Below are 18,609 nucleotides of genomic sequence, written 5' to 3' on the forward strand. Positions count from 1 at the left end.
CATTTTTCAAGATTTAATCCATGAAAAATGCCTAACACTCTAGCGCAAAACGTAGCGCACTGCTGTTCAGTCAGTGCGCATTGTGAAAGGGTGTCCCAATCGAGAGTCTCTGTCGAACGACAGAGTGTCGTTTACTCTATATCCATATTAATTGCCGCTTGTTTTAGTGTATTTCGTAACCAAATTAGCCCTTCATCATTGTTTCGGTATTGATGCCATTGTGCGCATTGTTTCATTGGGGGAACATCAAAAGGTAAAGGTAATATTTTAAGTGGCCAAACCTTAGCCATTTTTTTCGCTAATCTCGCGTGAATAGTGGCGATATTTTCTGAACCTATCACCAGTGCAGGTAGAGAAGCAAAGCTGAAGGTTGTGGCGATTACGTGGCGCTTAATACCGTATTTCTGTGCAAATAAAGTTCCAAAAAAATCTCTTTTAGTTGCCTCTGGTCGCATTAGTACGTGGCCTGCCGCTGCGTATTTTTCTGCAGTCAATTCTCCTGCTGCAATCTTGCTATGTTTCCATACAACACAAACAAATTCTTCTTCGTACAGTATGTCGCTAGGATGTTCCGTAGACATAAAATCGGACGGAATAATAAGCAAATCGGCTTTCCCTTGTTCGAGTTGTTCGTGTGGGTTGTTTGCAACTTGGGCTAAGAGTTGAAAGCGAGCCGTGCTTTTTTGCTTTCCTACTATCTCTAATGCGTGAGGAATCAGTACAGTTTGGGTGTAATCTGAGCAGAAAATGCTAAAGATTCGATCCGTGGTTTTGGGGTCAAAACTCGGTTGTACCAGAATCGTACTTTCGATGTTGTTTAAGGCGTTACGAACACTGACTTTTAGGTTTTCTCCTAGAGGAGTAATGACCATTCTTCGACCGATTTGTGTTAGCAGATCATCTTCAAAATACTCTCTTAATCTTGATAAAGAGTTGCTTAGCGCTGAAGGACTCATATTGAGCTTTTCTGCGCCTTTGGTAATGCTCTGTTCGGTTAATAGAGTGTCTAATGCCACAAGTAAGTTTAGATCAAGTTTTTTAAAGCGCATTTTAAGATCTCTTATCACTGGTTATTTTTATTTTCATCATTCGATAGTATCGAACGGTCGATTCAATTTAAAGGATTTTCCTGAAAGGTTTTAGTGATTTACATTGAGCTTGTTCTTAAAAACATAAAAATAAAATTTGAGAGGAAGAACAAGTGAAAATAATCAACTCGACGCCATTTCGGCTAAAAGCATTGGCTATTGCCATTGTTTCTAGTACTTCTACTGCCTATGGATTTGAAATAGAAACAGATAATTCTGACTTAAGGGTCAGTCTAGGTAATACCGTCAAATACAGTACCGCTTTTCGTACCAAGGATGCCTCTTCAGGTTTAACTCAAGGAAGTGGTGCAGCTAATTATAACGATGGTGATAACAACTTTGATAAAGGGTTGGTTTCAAGTCGTTTAGATCTATTTTCCGAATTTGACCTGTCTTATAAAAATGCCGGTGTTCGTATTAGTGGTGCTGCTTGGTACGACGATGTTTATCATCAAGATACAGACAATACCAGCACAAGTTCAAACCACACCCCTGCCAGTGAATTCTCAGACACCACCAAAAAAACCATGGGTGGAGATGCCGAAATCCTTGATGCTTTTGTTTATTCACGATTCCCTGTGATGAATGGAATGGAAGGCACGATTCGTGTTGGGCGCCATAGCTTGTTGTGGGGCGAAAGTTTGTTTTTTGGCTCTAACGGTATTGCTGGAGGTCAAGGGCCTGTTGATGTGGTGAAGTTATCATCTGTGCCTAACTCTACTTTTAAAGAAACAATGAGACCGACAGGCAAGGTTTCGATTGATATTCCTATTTCTGAAACGGCCTCTTTAGGTGCTTATGTGGGTTATGAGTGGGAGAAATCTCGCTTCCTTCCCGCAGGTTCTTATCTTTCTACTGGAGATACATTAGAAGGTGAAAAACTACTTGCGGGACCATACACAGCAACACACACCTCTGATGATGAAGGTTCTGACTCCGGTCAATACGGTCTACAACTTAAATGGAGTGATTATGACCTTGATGCGGACTTTGGTTTGTACGCAATTCGTTTTGATTCTAGCTCCCCAAGTAATATGTATACCATTTTGGATGCTTCTTTCCATCCTAGTCAATACAAATGGGCTTATGCCAAAGGCATTGAAGCCTATGGTGCCAGTATGGCAAAAACCGTTGGGATTTGGAGCTTGGCCGGTGAAATTTCATATCGTGTAAATGCACCTCTTGCGAGTGCTTCTACATCGATAACAACGTCAGGTGTGCAATACGACAACGATAAAAATCCTGGATATGCCATCGGTGAGACAGCTCATGCTCAATTCTCTTGGTTGGCGAGTTTAGGGTCGAATTTCCTATCTAAAGAGTCCAGTTTTGTTGGTGAAATTGCTTGGAACACTCGCGTAAAAACTACTCAAAATGAAGACAAGTTAAACCCTAACGCCGACAAATCTGCTGTTGGCATAAAAATGGTTTATTCGCCGATGTATCGTCAAGCTTTCGATGGAGTTGATCTAAGTCCTTCTATTGGTATTGGCCATACTTGGGGTAAATCTTCAGCGTTAGGTTCGTCTTTTGGTGTTGATGATGGTGGTGATATTAACGTTGGCGTTAATGCTGTTTATTTAAATCGTTGGAATGCCTCTTTGAGCTATATCAAATATTTAGGAGATGAAGGGCTATTCAATGATAGTTCAAATAACGCAACGTACAAGCAGTCGCAAAAAGATCGAGATTTTATCTCTGCTTCTGTAAGCACCACCTTTTAATTTTTTGGAGAATGATGATGTATAACAATAAAAAACACTCTCTTAGTATTTTAGTTACCTCTGCAGTACTAGGTTGTTTTTCACTGGCTTCTTATGCCGCTGTTAGCCCAGAGCAAGCCGCTCGATTGGGTGCCGATTTGACCCCTTTTGGTGGTGAAAAAGCAGGCAACAGTGATGGCTCTATCCCTGCTTGGACCGGCGGTTTTAATGATCCAATAAAAGGTGAAATATTGGGTGGCAAGCGCTTAGATCCTTTCGCTAGTGAGAAGCCGTTATATACAGTTACTGCAGCGAATATGGATAAATATGCTGATAAGTTAACCGATGGTGTAAAGGCGATGCTACAAAAGTATCCAGATACTTATCGTCTAGATGTTTACCAAACTCATAGAACGGCGACAGCACCAGAGTGGGTATACAACTACACAGTACAAAATGCTCTGAAGGCAAAAATGGATGGTCACAAGATTAGTGGTGCTTATGCAGGTATCCCATTTCCGATTCCTCAAAATGGTCTAGAAGCTATTAACAATCACCGTTTGTCTTGGCGTGGTGTGAGCTGGGAAGCGGATATCAACCAGTATCAAATTACATCAAGTGGCAAAGTTGTTTTGACAACGGATGGTCTATTGAAGAACCAAATGCCTTATTACTTTCAGGAAGGCTCAAGCGAAGAGTTTGATGGCTATTTCTGGGAAGTAAACCTTGAAAACTACGGACCGCCAATTCGTGCGGGAGAACGTATTGCTGGGAGAAACAACGTCGATGAAGATAAAACTCAATCTTATGTGTATTTAACGGGTCAGCGTCGTGTACGTAAACTTCCAAATGCTTGCTGTGACACGCCAACTCCTGCGACGGCTGGTTTAATGTCTTTCGATGAGTTGAGCGTATTTTCTGGTACTACTGAAGTGTTTGATTGGAAATTGTTAGGTAAAAAAGAAATACTCATTCCTTATAACGAAAACCGCTTTTTACAATACAGCGATGCACAAGCCATTACTGGAAATCACTTGAATCCAGATGCTGTACGTTGGGAATTACATCGCGTTTGGGTTGTTGAAGCAACGCTTGCAGAGGGCAAACGCCATCAAGCAGTACGCAGTAAATACTATCTAGATGAAGATACTTGGCAGGCATCTTTGGCTGATCGTTGGGACTCGAATGGTGAGTTATGGAAAACACTATGGCAGTTTAACTACATCATGCCTGAGTTCCCAGGAACGATTCCGCAAACCTTTGGTTTTTATAACTTGCTATCAAGTGAGGCTTATGTGGCCAATGTCATGAATGATAAGCCTTCCCAAAATAGGCCTGTAGAGCGTTTTCCTACCAGTACTTTTACTGGTCAAGGCTTAGCGCGTCAAGGCACACGATAGCTTTATTTAATACTCAGTTAATCCGATTACCTTTGTATCAAAGGGAGGGCGTAGCCTTACCCCTTTTGGCTTCGCTCGTCCTTTGATACAGGTTTTGGTTTGCTTGAGAGGGCTTTGTTTTACAAACCAAATAGTTTGTAAGCTTTCAAATAAAAGACGTTGGAGTATTTATGTTTCGTTATTTTCCCACTAATTATCCATGGGATCTTTCTATCAATCTTGCCTTGGAAATGGGCGCGCGTATTGGTGAGATTGAAGAAATGTGTGCGCCTCTTCAGGAAGCTGCTAAAGCAAAAGACGCTGCTGGCTCCAAGGCTTTTCGTGACAGCTGGGAGCGCATGGCAGATAAGTTGTGTGAATTGGCTAAAGAGGATGAAGAGCGTGGTCGTTTGATTTCTGCCGGTGACAAATATGGTCGCGCGGCGACGTATTATTTAACAGCTGAGCGTTTGCAAGCGCATGGATCACAAGGTCGAGAAGCCTTGTATCAGCGTTTTCAAGAAATATTTGCTCGTGGTTTAGAGCTAGCAAAAGAAAATTGTGAGCGAGTAGAGATTCCATACGAAGGTAAACACCTTGCAGCTTTGTATGTTCGTGCAGAAGGCGTTGACGGTAAAGCGCCAATTTTGGTTCAAGTCAACGGCTTGGACTCCACAAAGGAGATGAAGTATCGCGTTGGTTTACCCGCGTGGTTAGCTAAACGAGGCGTTTCTTCTCTTATTGTTGATCAGCCAGGCACCGGTGAAGCACTTCGTTTACAAGGTTTTACGGCGCGTTTTGATAGCGAGCATTGGGCAAGCCGTATTGTTGATTGGTTAGAAACTCGTGAAGAAATCGATGCCAAACGCATTGGTATGGAAGGCGTTTCTTTAGGCGGTTATTACTGTCCTCGTGCGGTGGCGTTTGAGCCTAGATTTGCTTGTGGTGTGGTATGGGGAGCGAATCATGATTGGCGAGATGTACAAAAACGCCGCCGAGAAAAAAGAAGGTAGCTTTCCAGTTCCTCATTATTGGGAGCACGTGCGTTGGGTATGGGGTGCAAAAGATATGGATGAGTTCATGGCGATTGCAGAAAACGTTCATCTAGATGGCGTGTTAGATCGCATCAAGGTGCCATTTCTTGTGACGCATGGCGAAAAAGATTCTCAAATCCCGTTGAAATGGGCGCATCGAACCTACGAGCAATTGGTTAATAGCCCTAACAAAGAGCTGAAAATTTTCACAGACCGTGAAGGAGGGGTTCAGCATTCTAGTTTTGATAACTCTGCCAATGCTGGGGCTTATATCGCCGATTGGGTAGCAGAAACACTGAATGGTCATACGGCCTAATCGTAAAGAGGTAATAGATAATGAAGATAGTCGGTTTAGAAACCATCATTTTTGGTGTTGAGGATGTTGCTTCTTGTGCGACTTTTTTAACGGATTACGGTTTGTTTCCTGTTGATGTAACTGAAACAGGCGGGCGTTTTGAAGCATTAGATGGCACCGCTGTTGTTTTGGCTCATGTCTCGGATGAAAGTATTCCTGCCAGTATTGGTAATGGCTGCATGATGCGCAAAACCGTAATGGGAGTTGCTGATCAAGAGACGATCGACGCGATTCGTGCAGAGCTGAGCAAAGATCGAAAAGTTCGTACACTGGCGGATGGTTCTATTGAGTCTACGGATGATTCCGGTTTTGTGATTGGCTTTCAGGTGACGACTCGTAAAGAGTTGAACTTGGCAGGTGAAATCTCCAATGTTCCAGGTTCTCCATTTCAACGACCTGTTAATCATCGAGCGGTGCAATTAGATGCGGGTCCAATTCGTCCTAGAACCTTGTCTCATATTGTGTATTTTGTACCTGATCCCGTTAAAGCTGAAGCATTTTATGTTGAGCGTTTAGGCTTCCGTTGCACAGATAGATTCGAAGGGGCGGGTCCGTTTTTACAGCCAGCAGGCACATTAGATCACCACACACATTTCTTGATTGGTGCGCCAGCGTTTATGCAAGGTGTCGAACATTTCACCTTCCATTTTGCTGGTCCCACTGAAGTAATGCAAAACGGCTCTCAGTTTATTGAAAAGGGCTATCAGGCTTTTTGGGGGCCAGGTCGCCATATTATGGGATCAAACTGGTTCTGGTATTTCAACAGTCCGTTTGCATGCCATATCGAGATGGATGCCGACATGGATTTGCATGATAAAAACTGGAGTCCTCGTGCGTTCCCGATGGGGGCAGATAACTCTCAAGCTTTTTTACTACGTTACAGAAATAAATGGTCTCCTGGAAAAGACACGCCTCAAAATGGCGATTACGAGTAATTTTATAATAGAAAAAGCTTTTTTGGCGCTGTTGCAGAATGTTTTACCGCAGCGCCATAGTAAGCTGGAAAGTGGTGTTATGCCGCTACCACGAAATAACAATAAACAAAGTGGATGGTAATAGTATGTTGATGATATCTGTGAGATACGGGATTTTTTGCTTTACGGATCGAAGAGAAGCGACCTTTCATATGGGAGGTGTACGATGAGCCATCGTTTTGGATTTAAAGGCAATTTTGCTTTGATGGTTTCCCATTGTGCCGGCATGCTAGACCTAGTGGCGTTACCTTTGTGGGTAGGGATTTTAGTTGCTTCTTATCAATTTGATAGTCAGCAAGCGGGCGGCCTAGTCACGTTATTTTTAATTGGTGCTGTTTGCGCAAGTGTATTAATCGCTCCTCGTTTTAAAACATTAAATCGACGTATGGTTACCAGTGTTGGTTTTCTTACCTCTGGCTTATGTTTCTTTGCGGCTTCTCAAACCAATGACTATGTGCAATTAGCTATTTTGCATCTTTTAGCGGGTATTAGCTCAAGTGCTGCGCTAAGTATGGCCCATGGAACCTTTGCTCGAGGAGCAAATCCGCACAGATTGTTTGCTATTGCCGGACTCACTTTAGGTATTATGGCGTTCGTCTTTATGGGCGCAACACCCAATATTACCAAGGCAGTGGGTGGACATTCATTGTTCATTATCTTTGGTGGCATTATGGCGTTTGCTGCTTTTGTTTGTGCTGTTGCCTTTCCTTCTTTGGTTCCTGATGAAGAAGACAGTGAGAATGCCAAACAGGTAGTAACGAAAATTCCGTCTAGCGTTTGGTATGGTATTGTGGGCATTAGCTTAATGGCAGTGACTCAAGCCATGACGTTTAGCTTTATGGAACGAGTAGGAAACGATAGAGGATTTTCCGCCGATTCTGTGACGTTAGTTTTAATCGTACTTACAGTGATTAACATTGTCGCAGCGGCGTCCGCTGGTATTTTTGAAAAACGTCTTTCTGCCCGTGTGGTTTTATGCACAGGCCCTGTTCTACAAATTATCTTGTCTAATATTATGATGAATGCAAGTAGCTTTGCTTTTTATGCCGCTTCAGCATCTTGTTTTGTCTCCTTGATGATATTCACTCATACCTTTGTTTTTGGCTTATTAGCTCGTTTAGATGAGTCTGGTCGTGCCATGGCGGCAACCCCTGCAATGTTAATGATTGGAGCGGCAGTTGGTCCAATCTTGGGTGGTACCATTATTAAATTTGTTGGTTATCAAGGTATTGGTATCGCCGCTTTGGTGTTCGGTACGATTTCACTTGTGTGTTTTATACGTGTCTTTCAGCGCAGAGCAGATGTTATTCAATCTGAGTCTGTGGCGTGAGGTGGATAATGTCTAAGCAGAAGAAAGAGAGACCGAGCATAGTGAGTTTTTTACCTAAGTTCACGGTGCTCACTCTGATGGCTTTTTTACTTTTTAGAATTGAAGGCGTTATTGCAGCCGTTGCCGATGCTATCGATCGTCCTGCTATTGTCTCTGATCTGGGAGCGCATTCTGTTTTATTGTCAGTGACATCTGTCGGAGATCATTTTATTGCTGTTGGTGAGCGAGGTTTGATTTTGCGCTCCGATGATGATGGCAAAAGCTGGCGTCAGTTGTCTTCCCCCGTCAGCGTGACGTTGACGGGAGTAAGTTTTTTGATGATCAAAATGGCTACGTCATTGGTCATGGTGGCATTGTGTTACGTACGACAAATGGGGGCAAGGATTGGAAAGTACAGCTAAATGGTCGTCAGTTAGCAGAAACGCTATTACAAGAAGCTGAGACATCTCAAGACGAAGAATCAATTCGTCAGGCCAAATTGCTGATTGCAGATGGCCCAGACAAACCTTTTCTAGATTTGTTGGTACTTGGAAGAGATCACCTTGTGGTGGTTGGTGCTTATGGTTTTGCCTTTGAAAGTATTGATGGTGGCCAGACTTGGGAATCTTGGATGGATCGTATTAATAATCTTTTTGGCTTACATCTATACAGTATACGCCAATCTGGAGAGCGTATTTTAATTGTCGGAGAACAAGGCTTTGCCACGCTTTCAATGGACGATGGAGCGTCGTTTGAAACCATCGAAACGTCCTATGAGGGTAGCTTTTTTACCGCTCAGTTACTGGGGGAGCGTGAGATAGTACTGGCTGGATTACGCGGTAATACCTTGTTATCCAATGATAATGGTCAGGATTGGAAAGAGATTAAAAACCCTATCAGTTCGTCGATTATGGCTTCTTTTATCCATTCTGATGGCCAGGTCATCATGGCGAATCAAGCCGGAATATTGCTGGGCTTGAGAGAAAATCGATTGGTTCCACTTACTCGTAAGCGCCTCCCACCTTTAACTAATATGCTAGAAAAAGCAAATGGAAGTGTACTTGCTTTAAGCATCCATGGACCTGTCTCCATTGATGTTGGAGATTTCAAATGAAACAACAGTCTACTAATTTAGCCTCACCTGAAGAGATCTTTGATCCTAGATCTGGCTCTTTTATTGAGCGAGTGTTATTCAATCATCGTTTCGTCGTTATGATTATTTGTGCTCTAGTGACGGGGATATTAGGCTGGCAAGCAACCAAATTAACTATTAATGCGAGCTTTGAAAAAACCTTACCTACTCATCAAGAGTATATTCAAAACTATTTGAAATATGAAAATGAGTTAACGGGTCTGGGTAATGCGTTACGGATTGCCGTAGTGAATCCTAATGGCAGTATTTATGACGCTCATTACTTAGAGTTATTGCGTCAATTTAGTGATGAAATATTTCTCCTTCCTGGTGTGGATCGGGTGCAAATGGCATCGCTGTGGACACCGTCAACACGCTGGATTGGTGTTACTGAAGAAGGCTTGGATGGCGGTCCTGTCATTCCGGAAGGTTATGATGGCTCTCCTGCTAGTTTGCAAATTCTAAAAGCTAACGTAGCGCGTTCTGGGCAAATTGGTCAATTGATTGCCGCGGATGAAGAATCCACTATCATCTACATGCCATTATTAAATCAAGATGCCACTGGCGAAGCCTTAGATTACGCAAAGTATTCCAAGGTGCTTGAAGATCTACGGGCTAAGTATCAAGCAGAAGGTTTGGAAATCCATATTACCGGTTTTACCAAGGTAATGGGGGACTTGATTGAAGGTGTTCAAGCGGTTTTGTGGTTCTTCGCATTGGCGGTGGTGATCGCGACTATCATGGTGTTTTGGTATACCCGTTGTGTACGCTCAACCTTCTTAGTGGTATTTGCTTCTTTATTAGCGGTGGTATGGCAGTTGGGTATTTTGCCTACGCTAGGTTATGTCTTAGATCCGTACTCTATCTTAGTGCCTTTTCTGGTCTTCGCGATTGGTATGAGCCATGGCGCGCAGAAAATGAATGGCATTATGCAGGATGTTGGCCGTGGCTTTGACAAGCTAGTGGCGGCACGTTTTACCTTTAGACGTTTATTTCTTGCAGGGTTGACGGCCTTGTTAGCCGATGCCGTTGGCTTTGCTGTGTTGTTAGTGATCGATATTAAGGTCATTCAAGAATTGGCGATTGCAGCCTCTATCGGGGTTGCTGTACTGATCTTCACTAACCTTATTCTTTTGCCCATTATGCTGTCTTATGTTGGGGTCGGTAAAAAAGCCGCACAACGTAGTGTGGTGAATGATATTGATCAAACCAGTACGAAAAAGATACCAGCATTATGGTTGTTCTTAGATAAGTTCACCCAGCGTAAATGGGCAACTGGCGCCTTGATAGCAGGTGCTGTGCTGGCCGTTGGGGCGTTTTCTTTAAGTACCCAATTGAAGATCGGTGATCTCGATCAAGGGGCGCCTGAGTTACGTCAAGACAGTCGTTATAATCAAGATATTGCTTTTATGAATCAGCATTATGGTGCATCCAGTGATGTCATGGCGATCATGGTAAAAACCCCTGACGGTCAGTGTTCTCAATACGAAACTCTGAAGAAAATAGACGCACTTGAATGGCAATTACGCCAGCTTCCTGGTGTGGAATCGACAAATTCTTTGGCTCTATTATCTCGTCGTGTGTTGTCTGGCTTAAATGAAGGTAATCCTAAATGGTACGAATTTTTACCTAATCAAAGTATGTTGAATTACATCACGGCGGGCGCACCAAGAGGTTTGTACAACAGCAGCTGTAATCTATTGACGGTTTATGTCTATCTGCAAGATCACAAAGCAGATACCTTGAGTAACATTGTTAATCATGTGGAAGCTTTTGCTAAAGACAATAATACCGACGATGTTCAGTTTTTATTGGCGGCAGGGAGTGCTGGTATTCAAGCGGCCACTAATATCTCGGTAAAAGCGGCTTGGTATCAAATGCTGTTCTTGGTGTATGGTGCAGTGGCTTTACTCTCTCTTATTACTTTCCGCTCTTTTAAAGCAGTTGTTGTGGCGCTTCTGCCTTTGATGTTGACCTCTATTATGGTCGAAGCCTTGATGGTGCAATTAGGCATGGGTGTGAAAGTCGCTACCTTACCCGTTATTGCTCTAGGTGTTGGCATTGGTATCGACTACGCCTTGTATATTTTGTCTATTACCTTGGTGGGATTACGTCAAGGTACCAGCTTATCTCAATCCTATTTAAGAGCGCTAAATTTCACCGGTAAAGTGGTGATGTTAACCGGTGTAACCTTGGCTGTTGGGGTCATTACTTGGATTGCTAGCCCGATTAAGTTTCAAGCAGATATGGGGTTATTACTGGCGTTTATGTTCATTTGGAACATGTTAGGAGCGCTGGTTTTGTTACCTGCTCTTGCGCATTTTCTGCTTAAGCCAAAATACGCGAATAGTGACGACGTTAAAAATGAGGTGTTGTGATGATGTTGACTGAAAACACCGTTGAGCTTTGTCACGTTGATGATCTTAAAGAAGGCGAAACGAGAGGCTTTTTAGAAAACGAAGCCGGGCAAGATTTACTGTTCGTGGTGAAATTTAACAATGAATTTTATGGTTGGCGCAATGCATGTCCTCATGTGCGTAACGCACCCATGGCATGGCGTAAAGATGCTTACATGGATGCTAAAAAGCAACATGTGGCTTGTCATGCTCATGGCGCTTTATTTGAACCTGACACGGGGTTGTGTATTCAGGGGCCTTGCCTTGGTAAGACATTAGAAAAAGTCCCCGTTTTTGTTAATTCGATGGGCATGGTTTCAATTTTATTAACAGACATTAATTCATTCTACTAACAACAAAAATAAGGAGTCATTAAATGGCTGCAGTAAACAAAGTATTGGTCATTGGTGGTGGTTTCTCCGGTATGGCCACAGCAATCAGAATGCGCAGTCATGGCATTCAAGTTGATCTTGTTGAGATTGATCCGGAGTGGTGTGAGTTGGGTGCGGGTATCAGCATCAATGGCGCGTCTATGCGTGCATTAGAAAGCCTTGGGATTTATCAGCAAGTGGTTGAACAAGGGTGTGTGACCGATGGCGTTGCGATTCACTTAGCTCATGGCCCTTTAATTATGGAATTGCCAACACCAAGCCCTGTTGGCTCTTCAGTGGGCGGCAGTGGTGGTATTTTCCGTCCTACTCTTGCTCGCATTATGTCGAATGCAACCCTTGAATCGGGTGTCAATGTTCGCCTAGGCTGCACCTATACAGATATTCAACAGACTGAATCTGGTGCCGTTGTCACTTTTACCGATGGAAGTACACACGACTATGATCTTGTTGTTGGTGCAGATGGCGTACACTCTAAACTACGCAAAGAATTCTTCCCAGAAGTGCCTGATCCAGAATACATAGGGCAAGGGGTATGGCGTGCCATTATGCCTCGTCCCGCAGAGATCAATCGCGTGACCATGTGGATGGGAGATCACCTTAAGCTTGGTGTAAACCCAGTATCCGACACTCACATGTACATGTTTATTACCGAAGATCGTCCGACGAAAGAACACATCGACAAAGAGACTTGGCCACAAGTTTTTGCAGGTTTGATGGCGCAGTTTCCTAATCCAATCATTAAGGCATTGATTCCTCATGCCTTAAAGGCGGAAGCGAATATTGATTACCGTCCGCTTGCGAATTTGTTGGTTCCAGCCCCTTGGAACAGAGGTCGTCTCGTGATGATAGGTGATACGGTTGCGGCGACCACCCCTCATCTTGCCTCCGGCGCAGGAATTGGTATTGAAAGCGGTATCGTCTTGGCTGATGAATTAGCCGCGAACGATGACCTTCAAGCTGCGTTGGACAAATTTCATGATCGCCGTTGGGATCGTTGCCGCATGGTGGTCGAAAACTCAGCTCGCTTGTGCCATATCGAGATCAATGGTGGCGATAAAGCTGAACACTCAAAAATTATGGGACAGTCTCTAATAGCGTTAAGCCAGCCTATTTAAAACTCCCTTGGGCAGTGTAATGCGCTTGTGTTCACTGCCATTTTTTTATTTGTTCCGTATGTACCTTTTAATAATGAGAGAGGTTTTTTCCATGAGTTTTCCCGATATTTACCGTGTGGTCACGGGACATGATGAACAGGGTAACGCGATTATTTTAGAAAATGGCCCACTTAATACTGTAATGGATTTAGAAGCGGTGCCGGGCACTCGATTTCATGAAGTATGGAATACCAGCGAGACTCCGGCTCAGATTACTCACACACAATCAGACCCAACTCTTGGGCCAGTTGTTTTGCCGCCAATGAAATCTGGCACTCGAATTCGATTTGTTGATATTCCGCCAGACACTGAGGAGTTTTTGGCTCAGGGCAAAGGCAAGATGAAAGATATGTTTTCCAAAGTCGGTGATGAAGATGCCTCTACCGTCAAAGAGGATTCGCCTCATCCTTTGATGCATCGTACTGAGTCAGTGGATTACGGCATTGTTATTGAGGGTGAGTTGACCCTAATTGTGGACAAAGGCGAAGCCATTTTAAAACCCGGTAGTGTGGTTGTTCAGCGTGGTACCAACCATGCGTGGGCGAATCGTTCTGGGAAAATGTGTCGCATGTTATTTATTCTCGTCGGTGGGCAGTACGACGATCAATTGGCTAACGCCTTGGCTAAATAAGGAGTCATATAATGAAATTCGCAGCCTTACCCAATGGCACCTTAGATGGTCGTCTTGTTGTTGTTTCAAAAGATTTAACCAAAGCGGTGGATGCCACGGCTATCGCGCCTAACTTATTGTCAGCGGTACAAAACTGGCAAGAAAAAGTAGCGGATCTTCAGGCTTTGTACGATTTATTAAATGCAGACAAAGTAGATACAGCCTTTGATTTCGATTCGTCTGTTTGCCTTGCACCCTTGCCAAGAAGCCCGCAATGGTTAGACGGTTCTGCGTTTATCAATCACGGTAAATTGATGGAAGAGGCGTTTAATACCAAACCTATTCCCGATTTCGACACGATTCCGGTGATGTACCAAGGGGCGAGCGATGATTTTCAAGGGCCAACCGCTGACATTCTTATGCCCAGTGAAGAGGATGGTATCGATTTTGAAGGCGAGTTTGGGGTGATTACTGGGCCAGTTCCTATGGCGGCGACTCTGGACGAAGCGGCTCAGGCGATTTGTTTGTTGGTGCAGATTAATGACTGGAGTTTACGCTCATTTGGACCTCGTGAAATGGCAACGGGATTTGGTTTTATACAAGCCAAGCCGTCATCCAGTTTTGCGCCAGTTGCTGTTACCCCAGATGAATTGGGTGAGGCTTGGAAAAATGGCCGTTTTAATATGCATCTTAATGTCACCTGGAATGGTGAGCGCTTTGGCGAGCCTCATGGCAGCGAAATGAACTTTTCTTTTCCGCAATTGATTGCTCATGCAGCACGAACGCGCAAATTAAGCGCAGGTTGTGTGATCGGATCTGGCACGGTTTCTAATAAATCCCGTGATGCTGGATCAGCGTGTATAGCAGAGCGAAGAGTGATTGAGAAAATTGATCTTGGTGAAATCAAAACTCAGTATATGCGTTTTGGTGACACTGTCCGTATGCAAGCCAAATTTGATGATGGCCGTGATGGTCCTTTCGGAGTGATCGCGCAAAAAGTCATCGCGAACAAATAAATAAGGGTTGTCAGATGCATGTATTAATTACGGGCGCAAATGGCTTTGTTGGACAAGCACTGACAAACCATATTCTTTCACAAGGCCGAGTTGGAGAAAGCAAGGTCTCGCGTTTGACCTTATTAGATCGCCAGTTTGATGAGCCTGTTGTGGATAGTTCATCACTGGATTTAGTGGTTGAGCAACAGAGCGGCGATCTTGCAGACGATCAATGGTTGAAAGACACTCTAGGGCGTTTCCCCATGGATGTTATTTACCATCTGGCCAGTATTCCCGGTGGCATGGCGGAAAAAAATGATCAGCTCGGTCGTCGTGTCAATATTGATGCCACCATGACCTTGCTGGAAATCTGCAAAGCACAAACCGAGTCGACAGGGCACAAACCTGTATTGGTATTCGCTAGTAGCATTGCGGTTTTCGGCACCATGCCAGATTTGGTCACCGATGATACGCCACTGAAACCTCAGATGAGTTATGGCGCGCACAAAGTCGTGGGCGAGGTGATGATCAACGACTTTAGTCGCCGAGGCTGGGTCGATGGGCGTTCATTACGTTTACCCGGAGTGTTGGCTCGCCCGCCAGCAGAAACGGGTCAATTGTCGGCTTTTTTGAGCGATATTATTCGTGAAGTCTCTCAGGGGCATACTTTCGTTTGCCCCATGTCTCCACAAGCAAAAACATGGGCATCGTCTTTGCCAAATATAGTCGAAAACCTTATCCATGGCGCAGCGGTAGAAGAGAGCAAATTAAAAGAGAATCGGACTTTTACCTTACCGACACTCTGTTTCAGCATGGCAGACATGGTCGATGCTATCGGCTCGGTTTATCAGCAGAACGCGAAAGAACTGGTGAGCTATGAGCCAAATTCCATGATCGAAAACTTGTTTGGACGCTTTCCACCGCTAGAAACTCCTGCTGCCGATGAAGTGGGTTTTCAACATGATGGGAGTTTACATCAGTTAGTAGAGCGGGCTTTATTACAATGAGTTCACTATTTTCGCTACAAGATAAGGTGGTACTGGTTACAGGCGCGTACGGTGGACTAGGTTCGGCTATTGTCGATACCATGATCGCTCATGGCGCCAAGGTAATTGCATCAGATAGAACGGATTCGAATACCGAAAAAAGTGGGGCGTTTTTTATTGCCTGTGATCTAAGTTGTAACGAGGACATAGATAAGCTGGTTGAACAAGCCAAAGCGGTTTACGGTCGTATTGATGTTTTTGTGTCGAATGCTGGCGTACAAGGGCCGGCTGGGCCAATAGAGTTAATCACTGATGATGACTGGGATTTGGTCATGTCAATCAATTTAAAAAGTGCATTACGACTTTGCTCTGCACTGATTCCTGATATGGCGGAACGAGGTCAAGGATCGGTGATTTTAATGTCTAGTATTGCTGGACTAAGAGGCAATAAAGCCATTGGCCTGTATGGTTTATCTAAAGCCGGATTGGCGCAGCTAGCGCGCAATCTAGCCGTCGAATGGGGGCCTAAAGGCGTGCGAGTGAACGCCATTTCTCCCGGATTGATCCGAACACCGTTAGCCACAGAATTACTTGAAAACGAGCAGTTTATGCAACGCCGATTACTCGCCACTCCACTTCGTAGAGTGGGGGAACCAGAGGAAATTGCCGGTGTCGCGGTGATGCTGGCAAGTAGGGCGGGTGGCTTTATTTCTGGGCAAAATATCGTTGTAGATGGTGGTACTGTGATTAGTGATGGAGGCTAGTCTGACAAAGTCTGTCGATATCTAGTGAATGATCAGGTAGAACTATCTATTTTAGGTATAGCTCTTCGTTTGGGAAAAATAAGCAATCAAATCATTTATTGTGTTATTTATTAGTTCCGACAGTTTCATTACTAGTATCGACTGGTTTGTTTAGCATTTTCTTTGCTTGTGCTAAAACCGTATTTCTTAGCCACATATGTGCTGGATCGTCGTTGAGGTAACGTGGCCATATCATAATTTCAGTCACAGGTTCCATTTCAAATGGCGCTGGCAGCAATTTAACTGGGAAGCGTTGAGCCATTTCTTCAGCAATAAGTCTATGTAAGGTCACAATGCGATTTGTTCCTATTACTAATAAAGGAACGGAACTAAAATGGTCTACCGTACATTCTATTCTACGCTGTTTACCATAACGCGGTAAAAACCATTCTTCATGGGTAATACTGTGTTCATCACCTAAACGAATGGCAACATGCCCCATATCCAAATATTGTTCCATGCTAAGTTCATTGAGTTCACTGTGTTCACACACCATGCATGTTTGAATATCGGTTAATACTTCTGTTTGAGGGTGTTGAAATCGATCTGAATACTGCTTTGGTAAAAATAATAAATCAATTTCACCTCGCTCAAATGCATCAAATACATCCTTTGGTGGGATGATCATATCCAGCCGCATACTAGGCGCACTCTTAGCAAGCTCTCTAGAAGACTGAGCGATCAATATATCGATCATGTAGTCTGATGCAGCCACGGTAAAATTACGCACAATGTTTTCTGGTTCGAAAACGGGGCGTAAAGAAATGGTTGCCCTTGCTCGCATCAAGGTATCTCGAACAGGTACTACCAAGCTTTTTGCTAGTGGTGTGAGTTCCATCGTGCGTCCAACGGGCACCAGTAAGCTGTCATCAAAATACTCTCGTAATCGCCCCAATGCGGCACTCGTAGCAGACTGCCCAATATGCAAGTGCTCGCTTGCTCTCGTGACATTGCGCTTCTCAAGCAATACATCAAGCACAATCAATAAATTCAAGTCAAATTTATCTAGACGCATAGGAGCTCCTTAACTTCCAACTATAGGTATTAATAATATCAATGGAAATCATTAATACAATCTGTTTCATCACTTTAATTCAGACGCATTATAGTGGCGCTGTGATTAATAACTAATCACAACTCAAATAATAAAAATAAAAATGCAGGTGAAATTATGAAAATGAAATATAAGTTACTAGCTCTTTACACTAGTGCAACTTCAGCAATGTTCATCATGCCTCATGCGATTGGTGAAGAGACATCCCGTGATACACACTCACTCCCTCTTTCTATACAAGCGCAAATGAACCTTGGACAAGCTGGACTGATGAGTCTCTTTTAGCAATGGCGATACCTTTGGTGGCGTGCAGTGGCGTATAGGGCAAGCGAGAACAACTATAGGCAAAGCCAAATCCGCTTCATCTAGTGCAGACTATAAAGATGATACCTCTGACATTGTAGCGCCTCTTACTGTTCAACACATGTTGTCGGATGGAAGATCTCTTCTGCGTTTCAATGTTACCGGCACTTTATCCAATGGTGGCGATAATGAAGTGCAACTAGATGGTGATATTGGAAGGATGGATGCTCAGTACATACGCTTTCTTGATGTCAATACCATGTTGAGCTTTGGTGTATTTGGTGAACAAACGGATTTAGATATTGTGGACGCGGGAACCATTAAGCGACATGGTGCTGGTTTACGTTTTGATGTGATCAATAAGTTCAGCGATCACTGGGGGGCCACATTACGTACAGAATATTCTTGGGGGAAACAAGAACTGAAGGTGGCCGCTGGCCCATTCATACGGACACATAAACCTGGCGATGATCACTTTTATCTACAGTCGGAACTCGTTGGTAATTACCACAATAATGATTTCGACAAAATCCCAGAAGGCTGGGTATTACATCCTGTTTTAGGCATGCAATTCCAACGCAATTTCCTTGAAGCAACAGCGGACAGTTTTGGCACGGTCTCTTCCGGTGAAGTGGGTAGTACTGAAAATTATGGCACGGTTTGGGGGCATTTACGTTTTGAAAAAGAAGCTCGACCAAACACCTTATCGCCAAGTGTTGTTATCGGCATAGAGCAAGAATACGTCAACGACTTAGACGAATACGTTGATGAACCAACATACGCCGTCTTCGGTGGGGGGATATCCATCATGCAACAATCTGGCAATCGATATGAATTGTCTTATTTACGTCATCAAGGTCTTAAACAAAACCGCTCAATTGAAGCCGTTGTCTTAACAGCCACTTGGAATTTATAAGCTAGGTGCGGCAATGATTTAACACT

18 protein-coding genes are annotated in these 18,609 nt (G+C 43.8%); 16 read left to right on the plus strand and 2 right to left on the minus strand.

All coding sequences use genetic code 11. The features are described from left to right. Window positions 1-131: 131 nt before the first annotated feature. Window positions 132-1,049 carry a LysR family transcriptional regulator gene (locus ONZ52_RS01260; protein ID WP_265216822.1) on the minus strand — a complete coding sequence of 306 codons (918 nt, stop codon included), beginning with the start codon at window positions 1,047-1,049 and terminating at the stop codon, window positions 132-134. Window positions 1,050-1,201: 152 nt separating this feature from the next. On the opposite strand from ONZ52_RS01260, the gene ONZ52_RS01265 reads away from it, so the two are divergent. The 15 genes from ONZ52_RS01265 (at window position 1,202) to ONZ52_RS01335 (ending at window position 16,271) form a co-directional block, all read left to right on the plus strand. Then, window positions 1,202-2,812 (plus strand): DUF1302 domain-containing protein, encoded by a 1,611-nt coding sequence (locus ONZ52_RS01265; RefSeq protein WP_100636380.1) that lies wholly within the window; start codon window positions 1,202-1,204, stop codon window positions 2,810-2,812. Between the two features lie 17 nt (window positions 2,813-2,829). Beyond that, window positions 2,830-4,191: a DUF1329 domain-containing protein gene (locus ONZ52_RS01270; RefSeq protein ID WP_100186996.1), complete on the plus strand. Its 1,362-nt coding sequence runs from the start codon at window positions 2,830-2,832 to the stop codon at window positions 4,189-4,191. A 170-nt stretch (window positions 4,192-4,361) separates the two neighbouring features. Further along, window positions 4,362-5,183 (plus strand): alpha/beta hydrolase family protein, encoded by an 822-nt coding sequence (locus ONZ52_RS01275; RefSeq protein WP_265216824.1) that lies wholly within the window; start codon window positions 4,362-4,364, stop codon window positions 5,181-5,183. Continuing rightward, complete coding sequence (locus ONZ52_RS01280; protein ID WP_265216825.1) at window positions 5,137-5,520, plus strand: alpha/beta hydrolase; 384 nt, start codon at window positions 5,137-5,139, stop codon at window positions 5,518-5,520. Before ONZ52_RS01275 ends, ONZ52_RS01280 begins: the two co-directional genes overlap by 47 nt. 20 nt (window positions 5,521-5,540) lie before the next feature. Further along, window positions 5,541-6,494 (plus strand): VOC family protein, encoded by a 954-nt coding sequence (locus tag ONZ52_RS01285; protein WP_265216826.1) that lies wholly within the window; start codon window positions 5,541-5,543, stop codon window positions 6,492-6,494. A 205-nt stretch (window positions 6,495-6,699) separates the two neighbouring features. Continuing rightward, window positions 6,700-7,863 (plus strand): MFS transporter, encoded by a 1,164-nt coding sequence (locus tag ONZ52_RS01290; RefSeq protein ID WP_265216827.1) that lies wholly within the window; start codon window positions 6,700-6,702, stop codon window positions 7,861-7,863. 8 nt (window positions 7,864-7,871) lie between these two features. Next, window positions 7,872-8,264: a beta propeller repeat protein gene (locus ONZ52_RS01295; RefSeq protein ID WP_265216828.1), complete on the plus strand. Its 393-nt coding sequence runs from the start codon at window positions 7,872-7,874 to the stop codon at window positions 8,262-8,264. Then, entirely contained in the window at window positions 8,219-8,956 is a 738-nt protein-coding gene (locus ONZ52_RS01300) for a WD40/YVTN/BNR-like repeat-containing protein (protein ID WP_265216829.1), read from the plus strand. The genes ONZ52_RS01295 and ONZ52_RS01300 overlap by 46 nt, the downstream gene beginning before the upstream one ends. Then, window positions 8,953-11,352 carry an efflux RND transporter permease subunit gene (locus tag ONZ52_RS01305; protein ID WP_265216830.1) on the plus strand — a complete coding sequence of 800 codons (2,400 nt, stop codon included), beginning with the start codon at window positions 8,953-8,955 and terminating at the stop codon, window positions 11,350-11,352. Before ONZ52_RS01300 ends, ONZ52_RS01305 begins: the two co-directional genes overlap by 4 nt. Further along, entirely contained in the window at window positions 11,352-11,723 is a 372-nt protein-coding gene (locus ONZ52_RS01310; protein ID WP_265216831.1) for a Rieske (2Fe-2S) protein, read from the plus strand. The genes ONZ52_RS01305 and ONZ52_RS01310 overlap by 1 nt, the downstream gene beginning before the upstream one ends. Window positions 11,724-11,746: 23 nt before the next feature. After that, window positions 11,747-12,877, plus strand: a complete 1,131-nt coding sequence (locus tag ONZ52_RS01315) for an FAD-dependent oxidoreductase (protein ID WP_265216832.1) — start codon at window positions 11,747-11,749, stop codon at window positions 12,875-12,877. Between the two features lie 91 nt (window positions 12,878-12,968). Beyond that, window positions 12,969-13,547, plus strand: a complete 579-nt coding sequence (locus ONZ52_RS01320) for a cupin domain-containing protein (protein WP_265216833.1) — start codon at window positions 12,969-12,971, stop codon at window positions 13,545-13,547. An 11-nt stretch (window positions 13,548-13,558) separates the two neighbouring features. Next, entirely contained in the window at window positions 13,559-14,542 is a 984-nt protein-coding gene (locus ONZ52_RS01325; RefSeq protein ID WP_265216834.1) for a fumarylacetoacetate hydrolase family protein, read from the plus strand. A gap of 14 nt (window positions 14,543-14,556) precedes the next feature. After that, window positions 14,557-15,528, plus strand: a complete 972-nt coding sequence (locus tag ONZ52_RS01330; protein WP_265216835.1) for an NAD-dependent epimerase/dehydratase family protein — start codon at window positions 14,557-14,559, stop codon at window positions 15,526-15,528. Continuing rightward, a complete protein-coding gene (locus tag ONZ52_RS01335; RefSeq protein WP_265216836.1) occupies window positions 15,525-16,271 on the plus strand; it encodes an SDR family NAD(P)-dependent oxidoreductase in 747 nt (248 codons plus the stop codon). Before ONZ52_RS01330 ends, ONZ52_RS01335 begins: the two co-directional genes overlap by 4 nt. Before the next feature lie 103 nt (window positions 16,272-16,374). Here the strand turns inward: ONZ52_RS01335 and ONZ52_RS01340 are convergent, their stop codons facing one another. Next, entirely contained in the window at window positions 16,375-17,325 is a 951-nt protein-coding gene (locus ONZ52_RS01340; protein ID WP_265216837.1) for a LysR family transcriptional regulator, read from the minus strand. Window positions 17,326-17,671: 346 nt separating this feature from the next. Here ONZ52_RS01340 and ONZ52_RS01345 point away from each other — a divergent pair, with 346 nt between their 5' ends. Then, window positions 17,672-18,583 carry a hypothetical protein gene (locus ONZ52_RS01345; RefSeq protein ID WP_265216838.1) on the plus strand — a complete coding sequence of 304 codons (912 nt, stop codon included), beginning with the start codon at window positions 17,672-17,674 and terminating at the stop codon, window positions 18,581-18,583. Window positions 18,584-18,609 lie beyond the last annotated feature (26 nt).

Source organism: Marinomonas rhodophyticola, from assembly GCF_026113935.1.
GTDB lineage: Bacteria > Pseudomonadota > Gammaproteobacteria > Pseudomonadales > Marinomonadaceae > Marinomonas > Marinomonas rhodophyticola.

What these genes read in the sequence shown, in the direction of transcription:
- ONZ52_RS01260 (WP_265216822.1), bottom strand. Translation starts at nt 1,049, where the DNA reads ATGCGCTTTAAAAAACTTGATCTAAACTTACTTGTGGCATTAGACACT.
- ONZ52_RS01270 (WP_100186996.1), top strand. Translation starts at nt 2,830, where the DNA reads ATGTATAACAATAAAAAACACTCTCTTAGTATTTTAGTTACCTCTGCA.
- ONZ52_RS01275 (WP_265216824.1), top strand. Translation starts at nt 4,362, where the DNA reads ATGTTTCGTTATTTTCCCACTAATTATCCATGGGATCTTTCTATCAAT.
- ONZ52_RS01280 (WP_265216825.1), top strand. Translation starts at nt 5,137, where the DNA reads ATGATTGGCGAGATGTACAAAAACGCCGCCGAGAAAAAAGAAGGTAGC.
- ONZ52_RS01285 (WP_265216826.1), top strand. Translation starts at nt 5,541, where the DNA reads ATGAAGATAGTCGGTTTAGAAACCATCATTTTTGGTGTTGAGGATGTT.
- ONZ52_RS01290 (WP_265216827.1), top strand. Translation starts at nt 6,700, where the DNA reads ATGAGCCATCGTTTTGGATTTAAAGGCAATTTTGCTTTGATGGTTTCC.
- ONZ52_RS01295 (WP_265216828.1), top strand. Translation starts at nt 7,872, where the DNA reads ATGTCTAAGCAGAAGAAAGAGAGACCGAGCATAGTGAGTTTTTTACCT.
- ONZ52_RS01305 (WP_265216830.1), top strand. Translation starts at nt 8,953, where the DNA reads ATGAAACAACAGTCTACTAATTTAGCCTCACCTGAAGAGATCTTTGAT.
- ONZ52_RS01310 (WP_265216831.1), top strand. Translation starts at nt 11,352, where the DNA reads ATGATGTTGACTGAAAACACCGTTGAGCTTTGTCACGTTGATGATCTT.
- ONZ52_RS01315 (WP_265216832.1), top strand. Translation starts at nt 11,747, where the DNA reads ATGGCTGCAGTAAACAAAGTATTGGTCATTGGTGGTGGTTTCTCCGGT.
- ONZ52_RS01320 (WP_265216833.1), top strand. Translation starts at nt 12,969, where the DNA reads ATGAGTTTTCCCGATATTTACCGTGTGGTCACGGGACATGATGAACAG.
- ONZ52_RS01325 (WP_265216834.1), top strand. Translation starts at nt 13,559, where the DNA reads ATGAAATTCGCAGCCTTACCCAATGGCACCTTAGATGGTCGTCTTGTT.
- ONZ52_RS01330 (WP_265216835.1), top strand. Translation starts at nt 14,557, where the DNA reads ATGCATGTATTAATTACGGGCGCAAATGGCTTTGTTGGACAAGCACTG.
- ONZ52_RS01335 (WP_265216836.1), top strand. Translation starts at nt 15,525, where the DNA reads ATGAGTTCACTATTTTCGCTACAAGATAAGGTGGTACTGGTTACAGGC.
- ONZ52_RS01340 (WP_265216837.1), bottom strand. Translation starts at nt 17,325, where the DNA reads ATGCGTCTAGATAAATTTGACTTGAATTTATTGATTGTGCTTGATGTA.